This is a genomic window from Microbacterium sp. NPDC056569 (assembly GCF_042793475.1).
In the GTDB taxonomy this organism is placed as follows: domain Bacteria; phylum Actinomycetota; class Actinomycetes; order Actinomycetales; family Microbacteriaceae; genus Microbacterium.
In genome coordinates this window covers 24,599-48,438 of sequence record NZ_JBHTUV010000011.1, presented here as the reverse complement: position 1 = coordinate 48,438, position 23,840 = coordinate 24,599, and the positions used below count along the sequence as shown (strand labels likewise).

The following is a 23,840-nucleotide window of genomic DNA, read 5'->3' as shown; positions in this document are numbered from 1 at the left end:
TGCCACGCGCCGGTGCACGCATGAAGACGCACGTCGCCGCACTGCGTGTAACAGTCGGCGTCACCGTGCATGCGCGGGCGAGAATGGACGGATGGACTGGCAGACCTCCGAGGACACCGTGCCGAGCGCGCCGGTGACGGAGGCTGACGCGCGCCTGCTGCTCGGTCGCCCTCCGGCGACCGGCGCGTGGCGCGACGGCGACCCACGGGGCGAGCGGCACTTCGCCGCGTTCGGGGCGTTCCGCACCGAGGGCGGGCGGGATCTTCCCGCGTACCGCCTCGCCTACGAGACCTGGGGCGAGCTCAACTCAACGCGCGACAACGCCGTGCTGGTGCTCCACGCCCTCACCGGCGACAGTCACGTCCGCGGGCCTGCCGGGGCCGGACACCCCACCTCCGGCTGGTGGGACGACATCGTCGGGCCCGGCGCGCCCATCGACACCGATCGCTGGTTCGTCGTCGCGCCGAACATGCTGGGCGGCTGCCAGGGGTCGACGGGCCCGGCATCGATCGGTCCCGACGGCTACGAGTGGGCCTCGCGCTTCCCGTACCTCACGATCCGCGACCAGGTCGCCGCCCAGGTACGGCTGGCCGACGCGCTCGGCGTCGACGTGTGGGCGGCCGTCGTGGGCGGATCGATGGGCGGCATGCACGCGCTCGAGTGGGCGATCTCACGTCCCGAGCGCGTGGAGCGGGTCGCCGTCCTCTCGGCGCCGCCGGTAAACACCGCCGACCAGATCGCCCTCAACTCGGTGCAGCTCGAGGCGATCCGCATCGACCCGCGGTTCCAGGGCGGCGAGTACTACGACGCCGGCGACGGCGACGGCCCGAACCGCGGGCTCGCGCTCGCACGACGGATGGCTCTGCTCAACTACCGCTCCCCTACCGAGCTCAACCAGCGCTTCCAGCGAACATGGCAGTCGGGCGTCAGCCCGCTCGGGCACGGCGGCCGCTTCGCCGTCGAGTCGTACCTCGACTTCCACGGCAACAAGTTCACGCGACGCTTCGACGCGAACTCCTACATCACGCTCGTCGAGGCGATGAACTCGCACGACGTCGGCCGCGACCGCGGCGGCGTCGAGGACGCCCTCGCCCTCATCACCGCCAAGGCCCTCGTGCTCGGCATCGACAGCGACCGGCTCTTCCCCATCGACGGACAGCACCGCATCGCGCGCGGCATCCGCAACACCCTCGACGGTGACCGCGCCGTCGTGCTCTCGAGCGACTTCGGCCACGACGGCTTCCTGATCGAGACGCCGGCCGTCGGCGCGCACCTCGGCCGCCTGCTCGAATCCTGAGCCGCCGCACGCGGTATCACCGTCCTCGAGGCGGTGCTCTCTCACTGGGCAGAGTCCCAAGGAGGGAACAATGAGCACAGAAACCATACCGGGCGCCGAGTCGCCCGAAGACGCGTTCGCCGCGCAGCCCTTCCTCCGCGACCAGCTCGGCGTGAACGGAAGCCACGCACGCGGACTGGACGCAGCCGGCAATGGGGACGGGGAGCGTTCGCGACTACCCGTCGACATCCGGGCGTCGCTGGAAGCGGTGCGACCGGGGCACGGAAGATTCCACGGGGCGAAGTTCTCGCTCGGGTACTTCCCCGCGCACGAGGTGTTCTCCTCGGCGGCCGACAAGTTCGGCTACATGACCAAATCGCGGGTGCGAAAGGCGAGCCGGCTGCCGCTGGACGACAGCACGCGCGCCCTGCTGGCGCAGCTCGGCGATCTCATGGCCGACAGCGGCCGTGAGACGGCCGACGACTCGGCGACCCCGGCGGGGTTCACGTACGTGGGGCAGTTCGTCGACCACGACATCACGCTCGACGTGTCGTCGGCGCTCGACTCGTCTGCGCTCGTGGACGCCACGGTCATCAACAACATGCGTTCGCCCATGCTCGACCTCGACAGCGTCTACGGCCGAGGACCCGCCGTCGACACGTTCCTCTACAGGTCACCCGCCGAGGGAGAGCCGGCATCCGCGTTCCGCCTGCTGCTGGGCGTCAACACGCCCAGCGGGCCGGGCGGCCCCGGCGGGTCTGCCGGCGAGGCCGGCGTGGTCACCCCGACCGCCTCGGACGTGCCGCGCACCTCCGCGCTGACGGCGATCATCGGCGACCCGCGCAACAACGAGAACCTCATCGTGTCGCAGTTCCACTTCGCGATGCTGCGGTTCCACAACGCCATCGTCGACTCACTGGTCGCCTCGGGCTTCACCGGCGATGTCTTCGTCGAGGCGAAGCGGCAGGCCACGCTGCACTATCAGTGGGCGGTGGTCAACGACTTCCTTCCCCGCATCTGCGGTCAGGCCGCGGTCGACGCCGCCCTGGCGTCGGTCTCGGTCGCGGTCGGCAGCAGGTTCGAGATGCCGGTGGAGTTCTCGGTCGCCGCGTACCGCTTCGGGCACAGCATGATCCGCGACCAGTACTGGCTGAACTTCGCGCTGAGGAACAGGCCGATGTCGGATGTCTTCCTGTTCGTCCACGACCCCGACCACCTTCCGGTGCGCTCGAACTGGGTCGTCGACTTCAACGCATTCTTCGAGACGGGCTTCACGGTGCCGATCTTCAACAATGCGCGGAAGATCGACAGCGTGCTGGCGAGCGCGCTCGAGAATCTCGACGGCCAGGGTCCCAACCCGATGATGAAGATCCTCGCGACCCGCAACCTGCTGCGCGGCCTCGTGCTCGGCCTGCCGAGCGGGCAGGCCACCGCCGCGGCGCTCGGCGTGCCGGTGCTCACCACGGCGCAGCTGACCGACGGCCTTCCCGCCGACGAGGTCGCCGTCCTGCAGCAGCAGGGCGGCCTCCTCCTCGCGAAGACGCCGCTGTGGTACTACGTGCTGCGGGAGGCGATGGTCACCACCGGCGGCGAGCACCTCGGTCCGCTCGGCGCGAAGATCGTCGCCGACACGTTCGTGACGATGCTGCGTCGCGACGCCCTGTCGATGCTGAACGTCGGGTTCGCACCCACGCTCCCGAGCGCGGTCGCGGGCGACTTCACCTTCGCCGACCTCGTTCGCGTCGCGAAGGTGATCGGCGAGTGACCGGTCGTCAGCCCGTGCGCTGGTAGCGCCACGGGAGGGCGCCGATCTCGATGCGATGACGGGATCCGGATGCTGCAGCCGCAGCATCCGGATCCCACTCGTCGTCGTCCTGCCACAGCAGGAGGGGTCCCTCGGCACCGCGGCGGGCGACCGTCTCGAAGCGGTCGACACCGCCGAGGCGCGCGTCGCCGACCACGGACCGGGCATCAGGGTGCTGCGCGAGCCCGTGCAGCGTCACCCAGGTCGGCGGGTAGAGCGTGAACGCGCCCCGGCCGTGCCGCGCGAGCGCGTCGGCGGGGGCCACCCACTCCGCGGCGACGACTTCGTCGGGCGACAGCGTCAGCGTGCCGGCACCGGCACGCGCGAGGAAGAACCAGGTGCGGATCCGCAGCGCGAGCCCCGGCGGCGGATCCCAGCACGAGAGCGTCACGAGCGCCTCGGGGTCGAGATCGAGCCCGGTCTCCTCCCGCGTCTCGCGCGCGCCGGCGCGGCGCGCGACCGCCTCCTCGTGCTCGGCGGGGTCGCCGCGATCTCCCGGTTCGAGCTTGCCTCCGGGAAACACCCAGGCCCCGGCGAACGACCCGCGGTCGGGGCGCTCGATCATCAGCACCTCGAGCCCGCGCTCCCCGTCGCGCAGCAGCACGACCGTCGCGGCGACCGGGACCGCCGGATCCGTGGCGTCCTCGGGCCGCCGCGCTCGTGCGCCGCCGATCGAATCGCTCAGCGCACGCAGGGCGCGCTCGGCGGGCGGCGTCGGCTCCGGCATCCGCTCACTCTACTCACCGTTCCCCGGTCCACGGATGGCGGCCGTGCCGGTTCGGGGCGGTCGGGCCGTCACCGCGACCCGGCGCCGCTCGGCCATCAGACTGGCCGCCGCGAGCACGAGCCCGCCGGCGGCGAGCGCGACCCCGACCCACGCCGGCGCGGCGAAGCCCCACCCGGCGGCGATCACCACGCCGCCGAGGAAGGCGCCGAGGCTGTTGCCGATGTTGAGCGCGGAGTGGTTGAGTGCCGCCGCGATCGACTGGTTGTCCTGTGCGACGTCCATCAACCGGGTCTGGATCGTGGGGCTGAGCGCCGACGCGACGAGTCCGGTGGCGAACACGAAGAACCCGAGGGCCCAGATCCACTGGGCGGTCAGCGCGAGCAGCGCCAGGGTGACGGCGAGCCCGACGAGCCCGCCCACGAGCGTGCGCTTGAGGTCCACGTCCGCAAGGTGGCCGCCGATGAGGTTCCCGACGGTCATCCCGAGGCCCATCACGATGAGCACGATCGGCACGACCCACTCCGGCGACCCGGCGACCTCGGTCACGAGCGGGGCGACGTAGCTGTAGACCGCGAAGAACCCGCCGAAGCCGATGGCGCCGACCCCCAGCGCGAGCCAGACCTGTCCGATGCGGAACACCTTCAGCTCGGCACGGAGCGTGCGGGACGGGTCACCCGGGTGCGCCGGCACGAAGAACGCGATGAGCACGGTCGCCGCACCGAAGATCGCCGCGACCACCATGAAGGCCGCGCGCCACCCGAGCTGCTGGCCGAGGTAGGTGCCGAGCGGTACGCCCACCACGTTCGCGACCGTGAGACCCGTCAGCACGAACGCCACGCCCTTCGCCCGCATGCCCGGGCCGAGCACGTCGGCGGCGACCAGGGCGCCGATGCCGAAGTAGGCGCCGTGCGGCAGGCCCGCGAGGAACCGGGATGCCGCCACCCATTCGAACGTCGGGGCGAGGAACGTCAGCGCGTTGAACACCGTGAGGGCGAGCGCGAGCCCGATCATCACGCGATGGCGCGGGTATTTCGCAACGGCACCGGCGATCGTCGGAGCGCCGACGACGACGCCGAGGGCGTACAGCGAGATCAGCCATCCGGCCTGGTAGATCGCGTCCTCCTGGCGGAGGGCCCACAGTGACGGAAGGAGGTCGGAGCCGATGTTCGGCAGCAGGCCCATGACGACGAACTCGGTCATCCCGATGCCGAAGCTGCCGACGGCGAGGGAAAGGAGCGCCCACGTCGCCGCACCCCTCGTCAGATTCGAGGAGGTCACCGCCTCATGCTAACGGCGGTCGCGGCATCCTGCCGAATCGATTCGGCGCCTCGACGACCCACAGCGTCATCGAATGCGGACCGGCGCGTCTCAGCCGGCGTCGGCGTCGCCGGCCTGCCGATCGATGGCCTCCTCGAGCCGCTCGATCTTGCCGTCGAGCTCACCCGAATACCCGGGGCGGATGTCGGCCTTCAGCACGAGCGAGACGCGCGAGCCGTACGGCGCGACCGCGTCGGTCGCGCGCTTCACGACGTCGAAGACCTCGTCCCACTCCCCCTCGATCTCGGTGAACATCGACGTGGTGCGGTGCGGCAGACCGCTGTCGCGCACGACGCGCACGGCGGCCGCCACCGCGTCGTGCACGGAGCCGTCCGCGCGTCCGGTTCCGCTGGGGGCGACGGAGAAGGCGACGAGCATGTTGGACCTCCGGTTCTCGAGGGGGACGACGTCTACTCTGACACGCGCCGTGGCACCGGCCGGCGTACGGGGACTCTGGCGAGACGCACCACGACCCACACGAACAGCACCACGAGCAGCAGGTTGCGCACGACGAGGAGCCAGACGGCCGAGGGCGTCAGCACGAGGATCCAGTCGTACCAGAACGGGAAGATCAGCTGCGTGAGGACGAGGATCGCGACCGTGAGCAGACCGGGGCGCAGCCACCGGCGGCGGTCGATCGCGAGCGCCACGACGACCGGCGCGATCAGCCAGGTCATGTACTGCGGCGACCCGACCTTGTTGAGCACGATGAATCCGAGCACCAGGGCTGCCGCGAGCGGCGGGAACAGGGCGACGAACGACGCGCCGCGCCAGGCCTTGAACGCACCGATCACCGCGAGCGCCAGCATCACGATCGCCAGCACCGGCGTCATCAGCGCGATGACGGTGTCGACCGCCGGGCCGTTCACCTGGAACGTGATGAGGTCCTCGTCGTAGAAGATCGAGGCGCCCGGCACGCCTGCGACCGCGAGCAGCAGGTAGACGCTGCTCACCGGCGCCTCGATCTGCAGGCCGCGCGACGTCTGGTCGCCCACGAAGCCGAGGAGATGCGCACCCCCGCCCGCGAGCAGGACCGCCACCACGACGACGGCCGAGACGGCAGCCGCTCCCCCGACGATCGCGAGCCTGCGGTGCACCGCGATCACGGCGGCGGCGAGCAGGGCCGCGGGCCACACCTTGATCCACGTCGCGACGGCGAGGAGCACCGATCCGAGCCAGGGACGGCCCACGAGCCACAGCGAGCCGGCGACGGCGAGCGGCACCGTGATCGCGTCGAGCCGGAACATCCCGACGCCCCCGAGCGCCAGGATGGCCGCCAGCCAGAACCACGCCGCGAGCATGCGCCCCCGCGACCGCCCCCGGCCGACGAGCACCGCGAACGCGGCGGCGTCGAGCCCGGTCACCAGCAGTCCCCAGCCGAGCGTGTAGTCGACGGCCGGATAGAGCGCGCCGACCAGCAGGATCGGCAGGTGCGCGAGCGGCGGGTAGATCCAGTCCTCGGTGACGCCGGGGATCGCCCCGCCGGCGAACGTGCGCCCGGCCCACCAGCGGTAGAGCTCGCTGACGTCCCATGAGGCGCCGCGACCGTCGACGAAGCCGAGCCAGATCACCACCGCGTGGATGAGGGCGAACGCGATCCACACCCACGTCCGCCGCAACACCCCACCATCCTAGGGAGCCCCGACGAAGTCCCGGACGTGCACGGAATCGGAGAACGTGCCCGGCACGCGGAAGACGGATGCTGCCACCCGGCGCGTCGCACGAGACCTCCGATCCTGTGCTCGCCGCGGGCCGACGTCAGGCGCGGGCGAGCGCCTCGGCGACGGCGCGGGGCAGCGCCTCCGCGACATCCAGCGCCGTGATCGGACCATCGCCGAACGGCGGCGAGCTCGCGGCGCCCGCGATGCTCGCGCCCTGAGCCGCGATCGCGGCCGCCCGGCCGTGCAGCCACGCGCCGGAGGCGGCGAGCGCGGCCAGGGTGGCGGCATCCGTGCGTCCTTCCTGCGCCATCGCTGCGGCGACGAGCGCACCGATCACGCCGGCGAGCACGTCGCCCGTCCCCGCGGTCGCGAGCCACGGCGTGCCGGCCTCGACCGTGGCCGCCCAGCCGTCCGGCGCCACGACCACGGTGACCGCGCCTTTGAGCAGGACCACCGCGCCGGTGGCCTCGGCCGTCTCACGGGCGGCGGCGACCCGGTCGGCGGGCGTGTGCCCGAGGCCGAGCGCGGTCCGCAGCCGTGCGTGCTCGCGGTCGTGGGGCGTGAGGATCCGCGGGGCCGTGGCCTCGGCGGCGAGATCGAGCGCTCCCGCGTCGACGACGACGGGGTCGGTGTCGGACAGCAGCGCCCGCAGAGCCGCGGTGTCGGACGGCGTGCGGGCCGAAGCATCCGTTCCCGAGCCGATCACCCACGCCTGCACGCGGCCGTCGGCGGTCACCGTCTCGGGGCGACGCGCGAGCACCAGAGCGGTCGGGCGGTCGGGTCCGAGGTAGCGCACCATGCCGAGGCCGGTGCGCCAGGCGGCCTCGACGCCGAGGACCGCCGCTCCCGGATAGGCCTCGGAGCCGGTCCGCATGCCCAGCACGCCTCGGGAATACTTGTCATCGTCGGCGGTTGGCCTCCGCAAGGCGCGAGCGGCATCGGCGCGCGTCCACGTCCTCACCATGCGGCCACAGTACCGCGCACCCGATCCGATCCGGAGACCCGATGAGCCGCCTCTTCACCCCTCTCACCCTGCGCGATGTGACGGTGCGCAACCGCCTGTGGGTCTCGCCGATGTGCCAGTACAGCGCGGTCGACGGGGTGCCCCAGGAGTGGCACCACACTCACCTCGCACAGTTCGCGTCGGGAGGCGCGGGGATGGTCGTCGCGGAGGCGACCGCGGTGTCGCCGGAGGGCCGGATCTCGCCGCGCGACACCGGGCTCTGGAACGACGAGCAGCGCGATGCGTGGGCGCCGATCGCCGCCGCGATCCGCAGTCGTGGCGCCGTGGCGGGCATCCAGCTTGCCCACGCCGGACGCAAGGCGTCGACGTGGTGGCCGTTCTCAGGACGCCGCGGCTCGGTCGCGGCCGATGAGGGCGGCTGGGCCACCGTCGCGCCGTCGGCGATCGCCTTCGACGGCTACGCCGAGCCCGTCGCCCTCGACGCTGCCGGAATCGACCGCATCGTGGCGGACTTCGCGGCGGCCGCGCGCCGCGCCGTCGAGGCCGGCTTCCAGGTGCTCGAGCTGCACGGCGCCCACGGGTACCTGCTGCACCAGTTCCTGTCGCCGCTGTCGAACCTCCGCGACGACGAGTACGGCGGTTCGCTCGAGAACCGGGCGCGCCTGCTGCTTCGCGTGCTGGACGCGGTGACGGATGCCGCCCCCGGCGTTCCCGTCATCGTGCGGTTCTCCGCCACCGACTGGGCCGACGGCGGCTGGAACCCGGAAGAGACCGCGACCGTCGCCCGCTGGGCGGCGGCGCGCGGCGCGGACTTCTTCGACATCTCCAGCGGCGGACTCGTCGCCCACCAGAAGCTCACCACCGGGCCGGGCTACCAGGTCGAGCTCGCGGCGCGCGTGCGGCGCGAGGCCGGCGTGCCGGTCAACGCGGTCGGCATGATCGACGACGCCGCGCACGCCGAGCGGGTGCTCGCCGAGGACCTCGCCGACGCCGTCATGGCCGGCCGCGAGTGGCTGCGCGACCCGCACTACGGCCTGCGGGCCGCGTTCGAGCTCGGTGCCGAGATCGACTACTGGCCCGCGCAGTACCTCCGCGCCCGCCTCTGACCCGGAATGCGATGAGCGGATGCTGCGGCCCGGGGCCGCAGCATCCGCTCATCTCGTTCGTCAGAAGAGGCGACGGCGGGTCGCGTCCTGCACCTCGCCGATGAGCTCCTCGATGATGTCCTCGAGGAACAGCACCGCGGTGACCTCACCGGCCTCGTTGCGCACCTGCGCGAGGTGGCGGCCGGCGCGGCGCATCACGGCGAGCGCGTCCTCCAGGTCGGTCGACTCGAGCACCGGCACCATGTGGTGGATGCGCTTCGTCGCGATCGGGAGCGCGACGTCGGTCGCGGCATCCGGTCCCTCCGCGGCGCGGAGGATGTCCTTCAGGTGCACGTAGCCGAGCGGCAGGCCCGCCTCGTCGACGATCACGTAGCGCGAGAAGCCGTGCTTGGCGACCGCGCGCTCGATCTCGTCGGGCGTCGTGACCGCGGGGAGCGTCACGAGCTGCGACAGCGGCACCGCGATGTCGGCGGCCTTCTTGTCGGTGAACTCGATCGCCGAGGCGACGGTGCCCGATGCGTCGTCGAGCACGCCCTCGATGCGGGACTGGTTGACGATCGTCGCGACCTCCTCGAGCGTGAAGGTCGAGGCGGCCTCGTCCTTCGGCTCGACGCGGAACAGCCGCACGATGTGGTTCGCCGTCCAGTTGAGGCTCACGATCACCGGGTGGAACACCTTCGACACCCACACCAGCGGTGTCGCGAGCATGAGCACGGCGCGGTCGGGCACCGAGAACGCGAGGTTCTTCGGCACCATCTCGCCGAACACGACGTGCAGGTACGACACCAGGATCAGCGCGACCGCGAAGGCGACGCCGTCGACGGCCGCCTCCGACCAGCCGGTGAGCCCCAGCGGCTCTGCCAGCAGGTGGTGGATGGCGGGCTCGGACACGTTCAGGATCAGCAGCGAGCAGATCGTGATGCCGAGCTGGCTCGTCGCCAGCATGAGCGTCGCGTGCTCCATCGCGTACAGCGCGGTCTTGGCCGCGCGCGATCCCCTCTCGGCGAGGGGCTCGATCTGCGAGCGGCGTGCCGAGATGACGGCGAACTCGGCGCCGACGAAGAAGGCGTTGGCGATGAGGAGCACCACCAGCCAGGCGATTCCGGCCCAGTCGCTCATCGGCGATCACCCCCCTCGGCCTGGTCCTCATGGGGCATCGGCGTGGGCGTGAACCTCACCCGGTCGACGCGGCGGCCGTCCATGCGCTGCACCTCGATGGTGCCGTCCTCGATCTCGACGCTGTCGCCGACGACGGGGATGCGCTCGAGCACGCTCATGATGTAACCGCCGACCGTGTCGTAGACGTCTCCTTCGGGGATGCGGATGCCGGTGCGGTCGCGCACCTCGTCGGGGCGGAGCTCGCCGGGGAAGAGGACGGTGTCGTCGACCCGCACGATGCCGGCGCGGCGGCGGTCGTGCTCGTCGAGCACCTCGCCGACGATCTCCTCGACCAGGTCCTCGAGCGTGACGACGCCGGCGGTGCCGCCGTACTCGTCGACGACGACGGCCATCTGGTACCCGCGGGCCCGCAGCTCGGCGACGAGCACGTCGAGGTGCACGGCCTCGGGGAAGCGCAGGGGCGCGGTCGCGAGCGCGGCGGCGGGAACGTCCTGCCGTCGCTCGCGCGGCACACCCACGGCCGCCTTCAGGTGCACGATGCCGGTGATGTCGTCCATGTCCTCGCCGTACACCGGGAACCGGCTGTGGCCGGTGCGCCGGGCGAGCTGAATGACGTCCTCGGCCGAGTCGTCGGCCGCGAGCGCGTGGATGCTCGGGCGCGGCGTCATCACGTCGGCCGCCGACAGCCGGGCGAACGTGAGGCTGCGGTCGAGGAGCGACGCGGTGTCCTCCTCGAGCACGCCCGCGCTCGCCGAGCGGCGGACGAGACTCGACAGCTCCTCGGCCGTGCGGGCGCCGGACAGCTCCTCCTTGGGCTCGATGCCGACGGCCCGCAGCACGCCGTTCGCGCTGCCGTTGAGCACGACGATCGCCGGGCGGAACACCGTCGTGAACGCGACCTGGAACGGCATGACGAGCTTGGCGGTCTGCCTCGGGACGGCGAGCGCGAAGTTCTTCGGCACGAGCTCGCCGATGATCATCGAGAAGATCGTCGCGATCGAGACGCCGATGATCGCCGAGAGCGGCCGGGAGACGCCGGCCGGGATGCCCCACGCGTCGAACACGGGAGCGAGCAGGTTGGAGATCGCCGGCTCCATCGTGTAACCGGTGAGCAGGGTGGTCAGCGTGATGCCCAGCTGCGCGCTGGAGAGGTGCGTCGAGGTGATGCGCAGCGCGCTGATCGTCAGCGAGAGCCGGGACTCGCCTGCCGACTGGCGGGCTTCGAGGTCCGCCCGGTCGAGGTTCACGAGCGCGAACTCGCTCGCGACGAACAGGCCGGTGCCGATTGTGAGAAGAAGCCCCACGCCCAACATGACGTAATCCATCACGCATCACCCCCGTTCATCGGGGAGGAGGGTCGGTGGGGCGATTGTCTGCAACTAGGAGGGTCGTCCATCGTGCCGACCATTCTACGGCAGGCGGCCGCACGATCCCGGGGACGCTGGGCCGCCCGCGCTGACGGAGCCTTCGGAATCACGGATGCCGCGGCCGGCAGCATCCGTCATCTCCGCCGTCACTTCGCCATGGCGCCACATACCTGACGCGGCGCCCCAGATATTCACCGCCCGAACAGGAAACACCACCCGTCAGCGCATCGCCTCATCCCTATCGCCACACGAGGCCCTCGGGGGGTCGCGCACGTGTCGACGGCAGGCCCGCACCGCTGAGGATGTCGTAGAGGAGGCGGGGGTTCTTGTGTGCCGGCGTGCGCCACCGCGAGAATGCCCGCACCATGCGATGGAGCTCGTCGCCGCGGTCCTTCTCGGCGATGAGAGCCTCCTCCGGCGACCGTCCCTCGAGCAAGGCAGGGTCGAGGTACTTGCCCACGCCGTCGAACTCCGCGATGTGGTCGAAGTCCTCGAAGTAGTAGTCGACATCGGCGTTGCGCCCGTCCGACAGGCGGAATCTCGTCTGGAGGACAGGCGCAGGAAACCCGAGCCGGTCGATGAGCACTCGCCCCTCGGACTCGCGCACCGAATCGGAGAGATCCGTGGAGAAGCCGAGCGCACGGAGCATCCTCGCCGATCCTCGGCGGCACGCGTTCTCGGCGGCCAGCAGTTCCAACTCGTCCAGGGTGGCGAGTGAGCCACCGTGCCGGCGCCGCCATCGCGCCTGGTCGAGGGCGATCACTCCCTGAGTGAACGTCCCGCTCCGCGCGAGGTCCAGGGCCGTCTGCGCCGGGGTCGTGATCTCATGGCCGCGCCACGCGACGGTCGCACCGTCGTGCGTGGTCGTCCTCCGGCGATAGCCGCCCGAGGATCGACCGCCGCTCGTGCGTGGTACGAGGACGTCGACGAGAAGCGGCCAGGCCCCGATCATGTCGATGCCCCACACCGCGGCGGCCGCGTGGTGCGCGACCACCACGGGCCCTCGCGCGCGATCGATCGTCTCCACCACGCGGATGTAGTGCTGGTCCATCGGTTTCAGCGCGCGCCACGGCTTCCCCGGGACGAACGACCCCGGCGCGACGCGCACGTATTCACCGTTTCGCAGCTCCCGCGCGAGCCGTCGATCGTTGGTCGGCTGCCCATCGCGGTCGCGACGACGATGGATCCTGATCGCGGGTGCACTCCTCGGCTGCATCAGCCCACGATCTCCACCACGCCTGTGCTGTCGCGACATGCTCCGGCGAACGGTGGACTCTTCGCGGGACAGCGCGCGTGGGGAGGAGCCGTCCGTGTCCCCCGCCAGCGGCGCTGGTTTCCTGTGGTGGCCGCACAGATCTGTGTTGCCGCGACAGGGAATTGGCGCCGTTCCCGTCACGGCGGGGATCACGGATGCCGCGGCCCGCGGCATCCGTCAGGCCCTACCAGCTGACGGGCAGGGCCTTGCCCTCTTCGTAGCCGGCCGCCGACTGCAGACCGACGCGGGCACGGTCGTGGAACTCGGGGACCGTCGACGCGCCCGCATAGGTGAACGACGACCGCACGCCGGACGTGATCATGTCGAGCAGGTCCTCGAGACCAGGGCGGAGTGGATCGAGATAGATCTTCGACGAGGAGATGCCCTCGGCGAACAGCTCCTTGCGGGCGAGCTCGTACGGATCGAGCCGGCCGAAACGCTCGTGCACCGCCTTCGTCGAAGCCATGCCCCACGACTCCTTGTAGGCGCGGCCGGCCGCATCGATCTGCAGCTCGCCGGGCGCTTCGATGGTTCCCGCGAACCACGAGCCGATCATGACGGATGCCGCACCCGCCGCCAGCGCCAGCGCGACGTCGCGCGGGTAGCGCACGCCGCCGTCGGCCCATACGTGCGCGCCCATGATGCGGGCCGCCTCGGCGGTCTCGAGCACCGCGGAGAACTGCGGGCGGCCGACCGCCGTCATCATGCGCGTCGTGCACATGGCGCCGGGGCCGACGCCGACCTTGAGGATGGTGGCGCCCGCGGTGACGAGGTCGTGCACGCCCTCGGCGCTCACGATGTTGCCCGCGGCGATAGGGATGCCGAGATCGAGGTCGGCGACCGCGCGCAGCGCCCGCAGCATGCCCTCCTGGTGACCGTGCGCGGTGTCGACGACGAGCACGTCGACCCCCGCGCCGGCGAGAGCGCGGGCCTTCGCCGCGACATCGCCGTTGATCCCCACGGCGGCCGCGACGATCAGGCGGCCCGACGCGTCGACAGCAGGCCGGTACAGCGTCGAGCGCAGGGCGCTGCGGCGCGAGAGGGTGCCGACGAGGTGTCCGTGGTGCAGCACGCACACCGTCTCGGCCTCCGCGGCGACGATCACGTCGAAGGCATGGCGCGCGCTCTCGATGTCGTCGGCGTCGACGGATGCTGCGCGCCCGCGTGCGAGGTCGCCCAGGCGCGCGTCGGGCAGCGCGGTGCCCAGGCGGGTCGCCGGCACGATGCCCAGGATGTCGTCGGCGTCGACACGGCCGGACGACGCATCGGCCACGACGATGCCGTGGCCTTCAGTGGCCGGCAGCAGCCGGGCGGCGTCCGCGACCGTCGCGTCGGGCGGGAGCACGAGCGGGGTGTCCCAGGCGACGGGCTGCGCCTTGACCCAGCGGATCGCGGCATCCAGCTCCTGCAGCGGCATGTCCTGCGGGAGCACTCCGAGGCCGCCGCGACGAGCCAGCGTGGCCGCCAGGCGGGCGCCGGTGACAGAGTTCATGTTCGCCGACACGAGGGGCAGAGTGGCCGTCGTGCCGTCGCCGGGCGCGAGGTCGACATCCAGGCGGCTGGTGATCGCCGAACGCCGCGGGACGAGGAAGACGTCAGAGTAGGTCAGGTCGACGTCGGGGGTTTCGCCGTAGAACTCCATGACCGCCAAGGGTAGTGACAGTTCCTGTGCGGATAATCATGCGGGTTCTTTCAGGTTCCGAGGCGCCTCAGGCCGGAACCGCCCGCGAAGACTGGGCTAGGCTTAACCGTCGCGTGTGCGGGCCGTCGTGTCCCGCGCGCATCCCAGAACTTCACCGATGAAAGCAGGCGATTCAGCGTGTCGAGCCAGGTGACGGGCGTCGGGGTTTCGAACGAGGGAGAGTTCGGAGCCAACGAGTGGCTCGTCGAGGAGCTGTACGAACAGTTCAAGATCGACCGGAACTCCGTCGACAAGGCGTGGTGGCCCGTTCTCGAGGCCTACCACCCGTCCGGCGGCGCAGCACCGACGGAGGTCGCCGCACCCGCTGCGCCCGCGCCGGCGGCCGCGGCTCCGGCGGCCACCCCGCCGGCGGCGTCCGAGCCCCGGCCGGTGACCGCGCCCATCCCGGTGATCGGCACCCAGCCGGTGGCGCGCACGACCGCGCGTCCCGCGGCCCCGCAGCCGATCCCGGCGCAGGCGCCCAAGGCCGAGCCCTCCGCGGCCGACGGCGAGGCCGATGCCGACGTCGTCACGACGCTGCGCGGCATGCCGAAGACGCTCGCCGCCAACATGGACGAGTCGCTGACCGTCCCGACGGCGACCAGCGTCCGCACGGTGCCGGCGAAGCTGATGATCGACAACCGCATCGTCATAAACAACCACATGTCGCGCACCCGCGGCGGCAAGGTGAGCTTCACGCACCTCATCGGGTGGGCGATCATCCAGGCGCTCAAGGACTTCCCGAGCCAGAACGTGTTCTACGCCGAGATCGACGGCAAGCCGTCGCTCGTCGCGCCCGCGCACATCAATCTCGGCATCGCGATCGACCTTCCGAAGCCCGACGGCACCCGCGCCCTGCTCGTGCCGAGCATCAAGCGCGCCGAGCAGCTGACGTTCAACGAGTACCTCACCACGTATGAGGACCTGGTCACCCGCGCCCGCAACAACAAGCTCACCGCGGCCGACTTCCAGGGCACCACGATCTCGCTGACCAACCCCGGCGGCATCGGCACCGTCCACTCGGTGCCGCGCCTGATGAAGGGCCAGGGCTGCATCGTCGGCGCCGGTGCCCTCGAGTACCCCGCCGAGTTCCAGGGCGCGAGCGAGAAGACGCTCAACGAGCTCGCAATCGGCAAGACCATCACGCTCACGAGCACCTACGACCACCGTGTCATCCAGGGTGCCGGCTCGGGCGAGTTCCTCAAGAAGGTGCACGAGCTGCTCATCGGCCAGCGCAGCTTCTACGAGGACATCTTCGCGGCGCTGCGCATCCCGTACGCCCCGATCCACTGGGCGTCCGACATCAACGTCGACCTGGCCGAGCGTGTCGACAAGACGGCGCGCGTGCAGGAGCTCATCAACTCGTTCCGGGTCCGCGGTCACCTGATGGCCGACATCGACCCGCTCCAGTACCAGCAGCGCACGCACCCCGACCTCGAGATCGAGCAGCACGGCCTGACGTTCTGGGATCTCGACCGCGAGTTCGTCACCGGCGGCTTCGGCGGCAAGCGCCAGATGAAGCTGCGCGACATCCTCGGCGTGCTGCGCGACTCGTACTGCCGCACCATCGGCATCGAGTACATGCACATCCAGGACCCCACGCAGCGCGCGTGGTTCCAGGAGAACGTCGAGGTCAAGTACCAGAAGCCCGGCCACGACGAGCAGCTGCGCATCCTCGACAAGCTGAACCAGGCCGAGGCGTTCGAGACGTTCCTGCAGACGAAGTACGTCGGCCAGAAGCGCTTCAGCCTCGAGGGCGGCGAGTCGCTGATCCCGCTCCTCGACGAGATCCTCCAGGGCGCGGCCCAGGCGGGCCTCGACGGCGCCGCGATCGGCATGGCGCACCGCGGTCGCCTCAACGTGCTGACCAACATCGCCGGCAAGACGTACGGCCAGGTCTTCCGCGAGTTCGAGGGCTCGGTCGCGATCGGCTCGAAGAGCGGCTCGGGCGACGTGAAGTACCACCTCGGCACCGAGGGCACGTTCGTCGCCGACAACGAGTCCGAGCTGCCCGTCTACCTCGCCGCGAACCCGTCGCACCTCGAGACCGTCGACGGCGTGCTCGAGGGCATCGTCCGCGCGAAGCAGGACCGCAAGCCCATCGGCACCTTCACATGGCTGCCGATCCTCGTCCACGGCGACGCGGCCTTCGCCGGCCAGGGCGTCGTCGTCGAGACGCTGCAGATGTCGCAGCTGCGGGGCTACCGCACCGGCGGCACCGTCCACGTGGTCGTCAACAACCAGGTGGGCTTCACCACGACCCCCACCGACGCGCGCAGCTCGGTGTACGCGACCGACGTCGCCAAGACGATCCAGGCGCCGATCTTCCACGTGAACGGCGACGATCCCGAGGCCGTCACCCGCGTCGCGCAGCTGGCCTTCGCCTACCGCGAGCGGTTCCACCGCGACGTCGTGGTCGACCTCGTCTGCTACCGCCGCCGCGGTCACAACGAGGGCGACGACCCGTCGATGACGCAGCCCCTCATGACGAACCTCATCGAGGCGAAGCGCTCGGTGCGTCGCCTCTACACGGAGGCCCTCGTCGGTCGCGGCGACATCACCGAGGAAGAGTACGACAAGGCGAAGCAGGACTTCCAGAACCGCCTCGAGATCGCGTTCGCCGAGACGCACGCGGCCGAGACGGGCTCGTCGCCGATCCTCGTGCCCGATGCCGGCGCCGTGCCGGCTGCCGGCGAGCCGCAGACCACCGGCGTCTCGCGCGAGGTCGTGAGCCTCATCGGCGACACGTTCGTGAACAAGCCCAACGGCTTCACCGTGCATGCCAAGCTGCAGCAGCTGCTCGACAAGCGCCTCGACATGAGCCGCAACGGCTCGATCGACTGGGGCTTCGGCGAGCTGCTGGCCTTCGGCTCGCTGCTGCTCGAGAAGACCAACGTGCGCCTGGCCGGCCAGGACTCGCGCCGCGGCACGTTCGTGCAGCGCCACGCGGTGCTGCACGACCGCGCGAACGGCCAGGAGTGGATCCCGCTCACGAACCTCAGCGAGGACCAGGGCCGCTTCTACGTCTACGACTCGCTGCTCAGCGAGTACGCGGCCATGGCGTTCGAGTACGGCTACTCGGTCGAGCGCGCCGACTCGCTGGTGCTGTGGGAAGGCCAGTTCGGCGACTTCGCCAACGGTGCCCAGTCGGTCATCGACGAGTACATCTCGGCCGCCGACCAGAAGTGGGGCCAGCAGTCGAGCGTCGTGCTGCTGCTCCCCCACGGTTACGAGGGTCAGGGACCCGACCACTCGTCGGCCCGGATCGAGCGGTACCTGCAGATGTGCGCGCAGGACAACATGACCGTTGCGCGTCCGTCGACCCCGGCGTCGTACTTCCACCTGCTGCGTCGCCAGGCGTACGCGCGTCCGCGCCGCCCGCTGGTGGTCTTCACGCCGAAGGCGATGCTGCGTCTTCGCGGTGCGACGAGCCCCGTCGAGGACTTCCTCACCGGCCGGTTCGAGCCGGTGATCGACGACGACCGCAGCATCGACAAGTCCGCCGTCAAGCGCGTGCTGCTGCACGCCGGCAAGATCCACTGGGACCTGCGCGCCGAGCTCGACAAGAACCCGAACCCCGAGATCGCCCTCGTGCGCCTGGAGCAGTACTACCCGGCGCCGATCGACGAGCTCAACGCGGTGATCGACTCGTACCCGAACGCCGAGCTGGTGTGGGTGCAGGACGAGCCCGAGAACCAGGGCGCCTGGCCGTTCATCGCCCTCGAGGTCGTGAAGCACCTCAACGGGCGCACCATCAGCCGCATCTCGCGCGCCGCCGCGGCCTCCACCGCGACCGGCTCGCCGAAGGTGCACGCCGCCGAGCAGGCCGAGATCATGCAGCAGGCGCTCACTCTCTGAGCGGCGCCTCCGCCGGTTCGGCCCTGGAGCCTCAGCTGCGTGCTGAGGGGTCCAGGGCCGAACGGCGTTCTGCCGGGGCCGCCGCCGTCTTCACCCCGACGGGGGACCCGGATTCTGCCGCGTGATCGATGGCGACCGCGTCGCCGCCCGGCTGATCCGCCCGCCGCCCCCGCAGGCGCTGGCACACCGTCACCAGGACGGCGGCGAGCGCCAGCGCGGCCGCCGGAAGCAGATTCGCCCCCGCGAGGAACAGCAGCCCCACCGACAGCACGGCGGCGATCACCGCCATGAACCAGCCCGCCGTGAAGCGCGGCAGGATGAGCGTCGCGGCGATCATGCCCGCCGCGTAGATCGACACCATGTTGCTGGTGTGGATGAGGATGAACGTCTCCAGGTCGCCGCCGGTCGCGAGCGCGATCGCGCAGTAGGCCATCGCGATCACGAACGTCAGCGCGAGGGCGCGCCGCGGCACGCCGCCCGGCTCGGCGCCCGGCGCGAGCACGCGGGGCAGATCGCCGGATGCGGCCAGGGACGCGCCGAGCTTGCCGAACGCGGCGAGGTAGGCGTTCATGACGCCCAGCACGACGATCGCGGCGACGGCGCCGACGGCGGTCGGCCCGAACCCCGGCGCGACGGCCTCGGCGAGCGACAGCAGCGGCACCGCACCGGCGCCCGCCTCCTCACCCAGCACGCCCACCGTCACGACCTGCAGCAGCAGGTAGGCGAGGCCCGTCACCACCAGGGCGATGGCTGTGGCGATCGGGATGCTGCGGCGCGGGTCGCGGAACTCGCCCGAGATGTGCGTGCCGACCTCCCAGCCGGCGAACGCCCACACGAACAGGCTGATCGCGGTGCCGACGCCCGCCCAGCCGTGGGGCAGGAACGGCGTGAAGCTCGCCGCCTCGACTGCGGGGAAGGCAGCGGAGACCACGAAGACCACGATGCCGACGAGCAGCCCCGTCAGCACGAACTGCACCCAGCCGGCGACCCGGACCCCGAGCATGTTGACGGCGAAGGGAGGAATGAGGATCGCGAACACGAGGATGGGAACCGCGACGCGATCGATGTGCAGGATCGCGGTGAGGTACTCCGCGCCGAGCACGGCGAGCACCGGGAACCCGGCCGCCACGCCGAAGTAGAACCAGTAGCCCGTCGCGCGCGCCGCGGTGCGGCCGAGCGCGCGGCGCACGTAGCTCGCGACGCCGCCCGGATCGGGGTAGCGCGCCGCGAGCGCCGCGAAGGTGCCGGCGAGCGGCACGGCGAGCACGATGACGGCGAGGACCGAGACGATCGAAGCCGGGCCGGCGACGTCGGCCGCCAGGCCCGGAAGCACCAGGAGTCCGGTGCCCAGCACCGAGGCGATGTACAGCGCCGTCCCCTGGACGACGCCCAGTCCGCCGTGCGTTGCGCTGTGGGTCACCGTCCCAGTCTGCCGAGCGCATCCGACACCCGGCCGCGCCCGCCCGGCCGTCCTCGGGCGGATTCCTGCCAACCCGCACGCGGGGCGTCAGAGGTCGAGCGGGTCGACGCCGGCGCGGGCGAAGGCGGCGGCGGCAGCATCCGTCGACGCGTTCCGATCGGTCGTCACGAGGCCGAGGCGCGTGCGCCGATCGAGGAGGTCGGCGATGCTCAGGGCGCCCTCGACGGCGACGCCCCACTCGAGCTCCTGCGCGGTCACGCCGCGCGCGGCAGAAGGACCCTCGGAGAGCGATGCCGCGTAGGGCGCCTCCGCGCCGAACCGGCGCACCAGGCGCGGGGCCGCTGCGATCTCGGCGAGGCGATGTCGCGGCCACGCTCCGACGAGCGGGATCGAGCGCGTGGGCGACGGCCTCGGTGCGAATCCGGGGTCGCGGCGGATCACCGCGTCGACGGCGTCCTCGGCCATGCGCCGGTATGTCGTGAGCTTGCCGCCGACGATGCTGAGCACGCCGCTCCCCGACTCGATGATCGCGTGACGGCGCGACAGGTCGCTGGTCTCGTGGTCGTCCGCCCCCGCGAGCAGGGGCCGAAGCCCGGCGAACGTCGACAGCACGTCGGCCCGCGCGAGCGGCTCGGCCAGCACGGTGTTGACGGTGCCGAGGAGCATCTCGATCTCGGCCTCGGTCGCGTGCGCCACGTCGGGGATCGGTCCGTCCGCCGGCACGTCGGTGAGACCGATGTAGGTGCGGCCGTGCTGCGCGGGGAGCGTGAAGACGAATCGGCTCGCCGAACCCGCGATCGGCACGGTGAGCGATACGTCCGACCCGCCGAGGCGATCCGTCGACACCACCAGATGAGTGCCGCGACTCGGCCGCAGCCGCACCTCGGGATCGAGCTCGCCCGCCCACACCCCCGTCGCGCTGACGACGGCGCGCGCATTCACCTGCATGGTCTCACCGGTGACGGCATCGCGCAGGGTCGCCGCGCGCCCGTCGACCGACACCGCCTCGACACGGGTGAGAACGGATGCCCCATACCCGGCAGCTGTCCGCGCGACGGCGACGACGAGCCGGGCGTCGTCGATGAGCTGCCCGTCCCAGCCGCGTACGCCGCCGCGGAGGCCGTCTGCACGCACGGCGGGCGCGAGGGCGAGCATCGCGTCGCGGCCGATGGCTCCTGGCGCCCGCAGCAGCGAGCCGGGGGTGCCGACGGCACGGCGCAGGCCGTCGCCGAGCTCGTATCCCATGCCGATATACGCGCCCCGGACCACGTGCCCCGGCTCGTGGAGCGGGACCACCTGGGCCAGCGCGCGCGTGAGGTGCGGCGCGGTGCGGGTCATCAGGATGTGCCGCTCGGACGCGCTCTCGTGCGCGATGCCGACCTGTCCTGAGGCGAGGTAGCGCAGTCCGCCGTGCACGAGCTTGGAGCTCCACCGACTCGTGCCGTGCGCCAGATCGTGCCGTTCCACCAGCACCGTGCGCAGACCGCGGCTCGCAGCATCCAACGCGATCCCGGCGCCGGTGATGCCGCCGCCGACGACGAGCAGGTCGATCTCGCCCTCGTCGGCGAGCGCGTCGAGCTCGCGGGCGCGCCGGGCCGCGGACAGTGCCGAGGAGGAGGGGGTGCGCCCCACGATGCGCATCTGCACCCTGACATGATGCCGCACGGGCAGACCGCGCCTCGCCCGCCACGACGGCGGTGCGATACTGGCCGGATGCCGACGACGCCCGACTCCCCGCTGTCGACTCCGATGCGTCCGCTCGCCGTCCCGGCGCCGCGCCCGCGCGGCGACTGGGACGCCTGGGGGTCCGAGCCCGCGCGCCTGCCCGCCGCCGCGAAGGCCATCGTCGCGACGCTGCTGCCGGGCAAGGCGCACCCGGTGCCGCATCGTGCCCGTCCCGTGCTGCCCCCCTCCCTGCTGAGGGACGACGACCTCGCCGCGCTGACCGCCGTCGTCGGGACGGAGCACGCGACCCGCGACGACGCGGTGCGGATGCTGCACCTCGGCGGCAAGAGCACGACCGACCTGCTGCGGCGCCGCCTCGACGAGCCGCAGGCCGCGCCCGACGCCGTCATCGCGCCCACGGGCCACGACCAGGTCGCCGCGGTGCTGCGCGTGTGCGCCGCCCGCGGCATCGCCGTCGTGCCGTTCGGCGGCGGCACATCGGTGGTGGGTGGCGTCGACCCCGTACGCGGCGCGCACGCGGCGGTGATCGCCCTCGACCTCAGCCGCACCGCGGCGCTCCTCGCCCTCGACGAGGTGTCTCTGCTCGCCACGTTCGGCGCCGGCACGACGGGCCCGCAGGCGGAGGAGCTGCTCGGCGCGCGCGGCTACACGCTCGGGCACTTCCCGCAGAGCTTCCTCTACGCCTCGCTCGGCGGCTACGCGGCCACCCGTTCGAGCGGCCAGGCCTCGCGCGGCTACGGCCGCTTCGACGAACTCGTGCACGCGCTGCGCGTGGCCGCGCCCGCCGGCGACCTCGACCTCGGCCGCTCCCCCGCCAGCGCCGCCGGCCCCGACCTGCGGGAGCTGTTCCTCGGCTCCGAGGGTGCGTTCGGCGTCCTCACCGAGGTCACGGTGCGCATCCGTCCCGTCCCCGCCGCGACCGCGTACCGCGCGTGGTCGTTCCCCGACTTCGCCGCGGGGGCCTCGGCATTCCGGGAGGCCACGCAGCGCGGCATCCGTCCCACCGTCCTGCGCCTGAGCGACGAGACCGAGACGCGCGTGAACGCCGCGATGGGCGGGCACCTCACCCGGCTCCGCGGATGCCTCGCCGTCGCCACCTTCGAGGGCGCGACGGCCGCCGAGGCCGAGGCGACCCGCGACGCGCTCGACGCCGTCTTCCGCGCGCACGGGGCGACCTCTCGCGGTGAGGACCCGGCGCGGTCCTGGGAGCGTGGCCGCTTCGCCTCACCGGCGCTGCGCGACACCCTCATGGACAGCGGCGTCCTCGCCGAGACCCTCGAGACCGCCACGACCTGGTCGAACCTTCCCGCGCTCAAGAGCGCCGTCACGGCGGCGCTCGCCGAGAGCCTCACCGCCTCGGGCAGCAAGCCGATCGTGCTGTGTCACATCTCGCACGTCTACCCGGCGGGCGCGTCGCTCTACTTCACCGTGGTCGCGGCGCTCACCGACGATCCGCAGACCCAGTGGTCGACGGCGAAGGATGCGGCATCCCGCGCGATCGGCGACGCCGGCGGCACGATCACCCACCATCACGCCGTAGGCCGCGACCATCGCCGCTACCTCGAGGCCGAGATCGGCCCGCTCGGCGTCGAGGTGCTGCGTGCGGTCAAGGGCGTGCTCGACCCCGAGGGCATCATGAACCCCGGCGCGCTCGTCGCTCCCGCCGTCGAGACGCCGGGGCACGCGTGAGGGTCGCTCTGCTCGCCAACCCCGCGGCGCGCGCCGGCGCGCACACGGGTGCGGCGACGCACGCGGCAGAGCGTCTGCGCGCACACGGCGTGCAGACGACGATCCTGAGCGGGGGCAGCGCGGCCGAGTCGTCGGCGCTCCTGCGCACCGCGATCGAGGTCGGCGTCGACGCCGTCGCCGTCGCCGGCGGCGACGGCACCGTGAACCTCGCGATCCAGGAGGTGGCCGGCACCGGGATCCCGCTGGGCATCGTGCCGTCGGGCACCGGCAACGACTTCGCGTCGACGCTCGGACTCCGCGAGCTCGATGTCGCCGCGGCCGCCGATGCGATCGCCGGCGGCGTCACCCGGGAGATCGACCTCGCCCGCGTGACCCGCGAGGACGGCTCGACGCGGTACTTCGGATCGGTGCTCGCGAGCGGATTCGACTCGAAGGTCAACGACCGCGCCAACGCGATGCGGTGGCCACGCGGCGGCTCACGCTACAACATCGCGATCCTCGTCGAGTTCCTGACGCTCGCCGGCATCCCGTACGAGGTGGAGCTGGAGCTCGCCGACGGAACGCACGAAGCGGTGCGCGGCGACCTCGTGATGGCGACCGTGGGCAACGGGCGCACGTACGGCGGCGGCATCCCGATCTGTCCGGAGGCCGACCCGGCCGACGGTCTGCTCGATGTGGTGCTCGTGCGTCCCGCCGGGCGGCTGCGCCTGCTGCGCCTGCTCCCCCGCGTCTACCGTGGCACCCACGCGGGCGTGCCCCAGGTGTCGATCCGCCGGGTGCGCAGCGCACGGCTGTCGTCGCCGGGGGTCACGGCCTACGCCGACGGCGACCCGATCGGACCCCTGCCGCTGAGCATCGACGTGGTGCCCGGCGCGCTCACGATCTTCACGCCCGTCGGATGACTCCGCGG

Annotated in this window: 17 protein-coding genes; 6 read left to right on the top strand and 11 right to left on the bottom strand. The window is 71.9% G+C overall.

Annotated features, from left to right (window positions below; genetic code table 11):
- Positions 1-91: 91 nt before the first annotated feature.
- Together ACFQ7C_RS13770 and ACFQ7C_RS13765 are read left to right on the top strand one after the other, a co-directional pair.
- On the top strand, positions 92-1,297 hold the full coding sequence (locus ACFQ7C_RS13770) for a homoserine O-acetyltransferase (protein ID WP_378902010.1): 1,206 nt from the start codon (positions 92-94) through the stop codon (positions 1,295-1,297).
- Positions 1,298-1,367: 70 nt separating this feature from the next.
- The gene (locus tag ACFQ7C_RS13765) at positions 1,368-3,041 is read left to right on the top strand and encodes a heme peroxidase family protein (protein WP_378902007.1); all 1,674 of its coding nucleotides are present in this window, start codon (positions 1,368-1,370) and stop codon (positions 3,039-3,041) included.
- A 7-nt stretch (positions 3,042-3,048) separates the two neighbouring features.
- Here ACFQ7C_RS13765 and ACFQ7C_RS13760 read toward each other — a convergent pair whose 3' ends face one another.
- The 5 genes from ACFQ7C_RS13760 to ACFQ7C_RS13740 form a co-directional block, all read right to left on the bottom strand.
- Complete coding sequence (locus ACFQ7C_RS13760; RefSeq protein ID WP_378902004.1) at positions 3,049-3,807, bottom strand: NUDIX domain-containing protein; 759 nt, start codon at positions 3,805-3,807, stop codon at positions 3,049-3,051.
- A gap of 9 nt (positions 3,808-3,816) precedes the next feature.
- Positions 3,817-5,085 (bottom strand): MFS transporter, encoded by a 1,269-nt coding sequence (locus tag ACFQ7C_RS13755; RefSeq protein ID WP_378902001.1) that lies wholly within the window; start codon positions 5,083-5,085, stop codon positions 3,817-3,819.
- 90 nt (positions 5,086-5,175) lie between these two features.
- On the bottom strand, positions 5,176-5,502 hold the full coding sequence (locus ACFQ7C_RS13750; RefSeq protein WP_378901998.1) for an MTH1187 family thiamine-binding protein: 327 nt from the start codon (positions 5,500-5,502) through the stop codon (positions 5,176-5,178).
- A gap of 32 nt (positions 5,503-5,534) precedes the next feature.
- On the bottom strand, positions 5,535-6,746 hold the full coding sequence (locus tag ACFQ7C_RS13745; protein WP_378901995.1) for a glycosyltransferase 87 family protein: 1,212 nt from the start codon (positions 6,744-6,746) through the stop codon (positions 5,535-5,537).
- A gap of 136 nt (positions 6,747-6,882) precedes the next feature.
- Positions 6,883-7,749 (bottom strand): NAD(P)H-hydrate dehydratase, encoded by an 867-nt coding sequence (locus ACFQ7C_RS13740; protein ID WP_378901991.1) that lies wholly within the window; start codon positions 7,747-7,749, stop codon positions 6,883-6,885.
- A 41-nt stretch (positions 7,750-7,790) separates the two neighbouring features.
- Between ACFQ7C_RS13740 and ACFQ7C_RS13735 the strand changes: the two genes are divergently transcribed.
- On the top strand, positions 7,791-8,855 hold the full coding sequence (locus tag ACFQ7C_RS13735) for an NADH:flavin oxidoreductase/NADH oxidase (protein ID WP_378901988.1): 1,065 nt from the start codon (positions 7,791-7,793) through the stop codon (positions 8,853-8,855).
- Between the two features lie 60 nt (positions 8,856-8,915).
- Here ACFQ7C_RS13735 and ACFQ7C_RS13730 read toward each other — a convergent pair whose 3' ends face one another.
- From ACFQ7C_RS13730 to ACFQ7C_RS13715, 4 genes are all read right to left on the bottom strand, one after another.
- A complete protein-coding gene (locus ACFQ7C_RS13730; RefSeq protein ID WP_378901985.1) occupies positions 8,916-9,974 on the bottom strand; it encodes a hemolysin family protein in 1,059 nt (352 codons plus the stop codon).
- The gene (locus ACFQ7C_RS13725; RefSeq protein WP_378901982.1) at positions 9,971-11,299 is read right to left on the bottom strand and encodes a hemolysin family protein; all 1,329 of its coding nucleotides are present in this window, start codon (positions 11,297-11,299) and stop codon (positions 9,971-9,973) included. The genes ACFQ7C_RS13730 and ACFQ7C_RS13725 overlap by 4 nt, the downstream gene beginning before the upstream one ends.
- A gap of 280 nt (positions 11,300-11,579) precedes the next feature.
- On the bottom strand, positions 11,580-12,392 hold the full coding sequence (locus ACFQ7C_RS13720; protein ID WP_378901979.1) for a hypothetical protein: 813 nt from the start codon (positions 12,390-12,392) through the stop codon (positions 11,580-11,582).
- 388 nt (positions 12,393-12,780) lie between these two features.
- Complete coding sequence (locus tag ACFQ7C_RS13715; protein WP_378901976.1) at positions 12,781-14,238, bottom strand: GuaB1 family IMP dehydrogenase-related protein; 1,458 nt, start codon at positions 14,236-14,238, stop codon at positions 12,781-12,783.
- 177 nt (positions 14,239-14,415) lie between these two features.
- On the opposite strand from ACFQ7C_RS13715, the gene ACFQ7C_RS13710 reads away from it, so the two are divergent.
- Positions 14,416-18,135, top strand: coding sequence for a multifunctional oxoglutarate decarboxylase/oxoglutarate dehydrogenase thiamine pyrophosphate-binding subunit/dihydrolipoyllysine-residue succinyltransferase subunit (locus tag ACFQ7C_RS13710; RefSeq protein WP_378901973.1), 3,720 nt, complete (start codon positions 14,416-14,418; stop codon positions 18,133-18,135).
- Between the two features lie 31 nt (positions 18,136-18,166).
- Here the strand turns inward: ACFQ7C_RS13710 and ACFQ7C_RS13705 are convergent, their stop codons facing one another.
- Both ACFQ7C_RS13705 and ACFQ7C_RS13700 read right to left on the bottom strand, forming a co-directional pair.
- Positions 18,167-19,555: an APC family permease gene (locus tag ACFQ7C_RS13705; RefSeq protein ID WP_378901970.1), complete on the bottom strand. Its 1,389-nt coding sequence runs from the start codon at positions 19,553-19,555 to the stop codon at positions 18,167-18,169.
- An 87-nt stretch (positions 19,556-19,642) separates the two neighbouring features.
- On the bottom strand, positions 19,643-21,196 hold the full coding sequence (locus ACFQ7C_RS13700; RefSeq protein WP_378902437.1) for a glycerol-3-phosphate dehydrogenase/oxidase: 1,554 nt from the start codon (positions 21,194-21,196) through the stop codon (positions 19,643-19,645).
- A gap of 72 nt (positions 21,197-21,268) precedes the next feature.
- Here ACFQ7C_RS13700 and ACFQ7C_RS13695 point away from each other — a divergent pair, with 72 nt between their 5' ends.
- The gene (locus ACFQ7C_RS13695) at positions 21,269-22,930 is read left to right on the top strand and encodes an FAD-binding oxidoreductase (RefSeq protein WP_378901967.1); all 1,662 of its coding nucleotides are present in this window, start codon (positions 21,269-21,271) and stop codon (positions 22,928-22,930) included.
- Positions 22,927-23,832, top strand: a complete 906-nt coding sequence (locus ACFQ7C_RS13690) for a diacylglycerol kinase (RefSeq protein WP_378901964.1) — start codon at positions 22,927-22,929, stop codon at positions 23,830-23,832. Before ACFQ7C_RS13695 ends, ACFQ7C_RS13690 begins: the two co-directional genes overlap by 4 nt.
- Positions 23,833-23,840 lie beyond the last annotated feature (8 nt).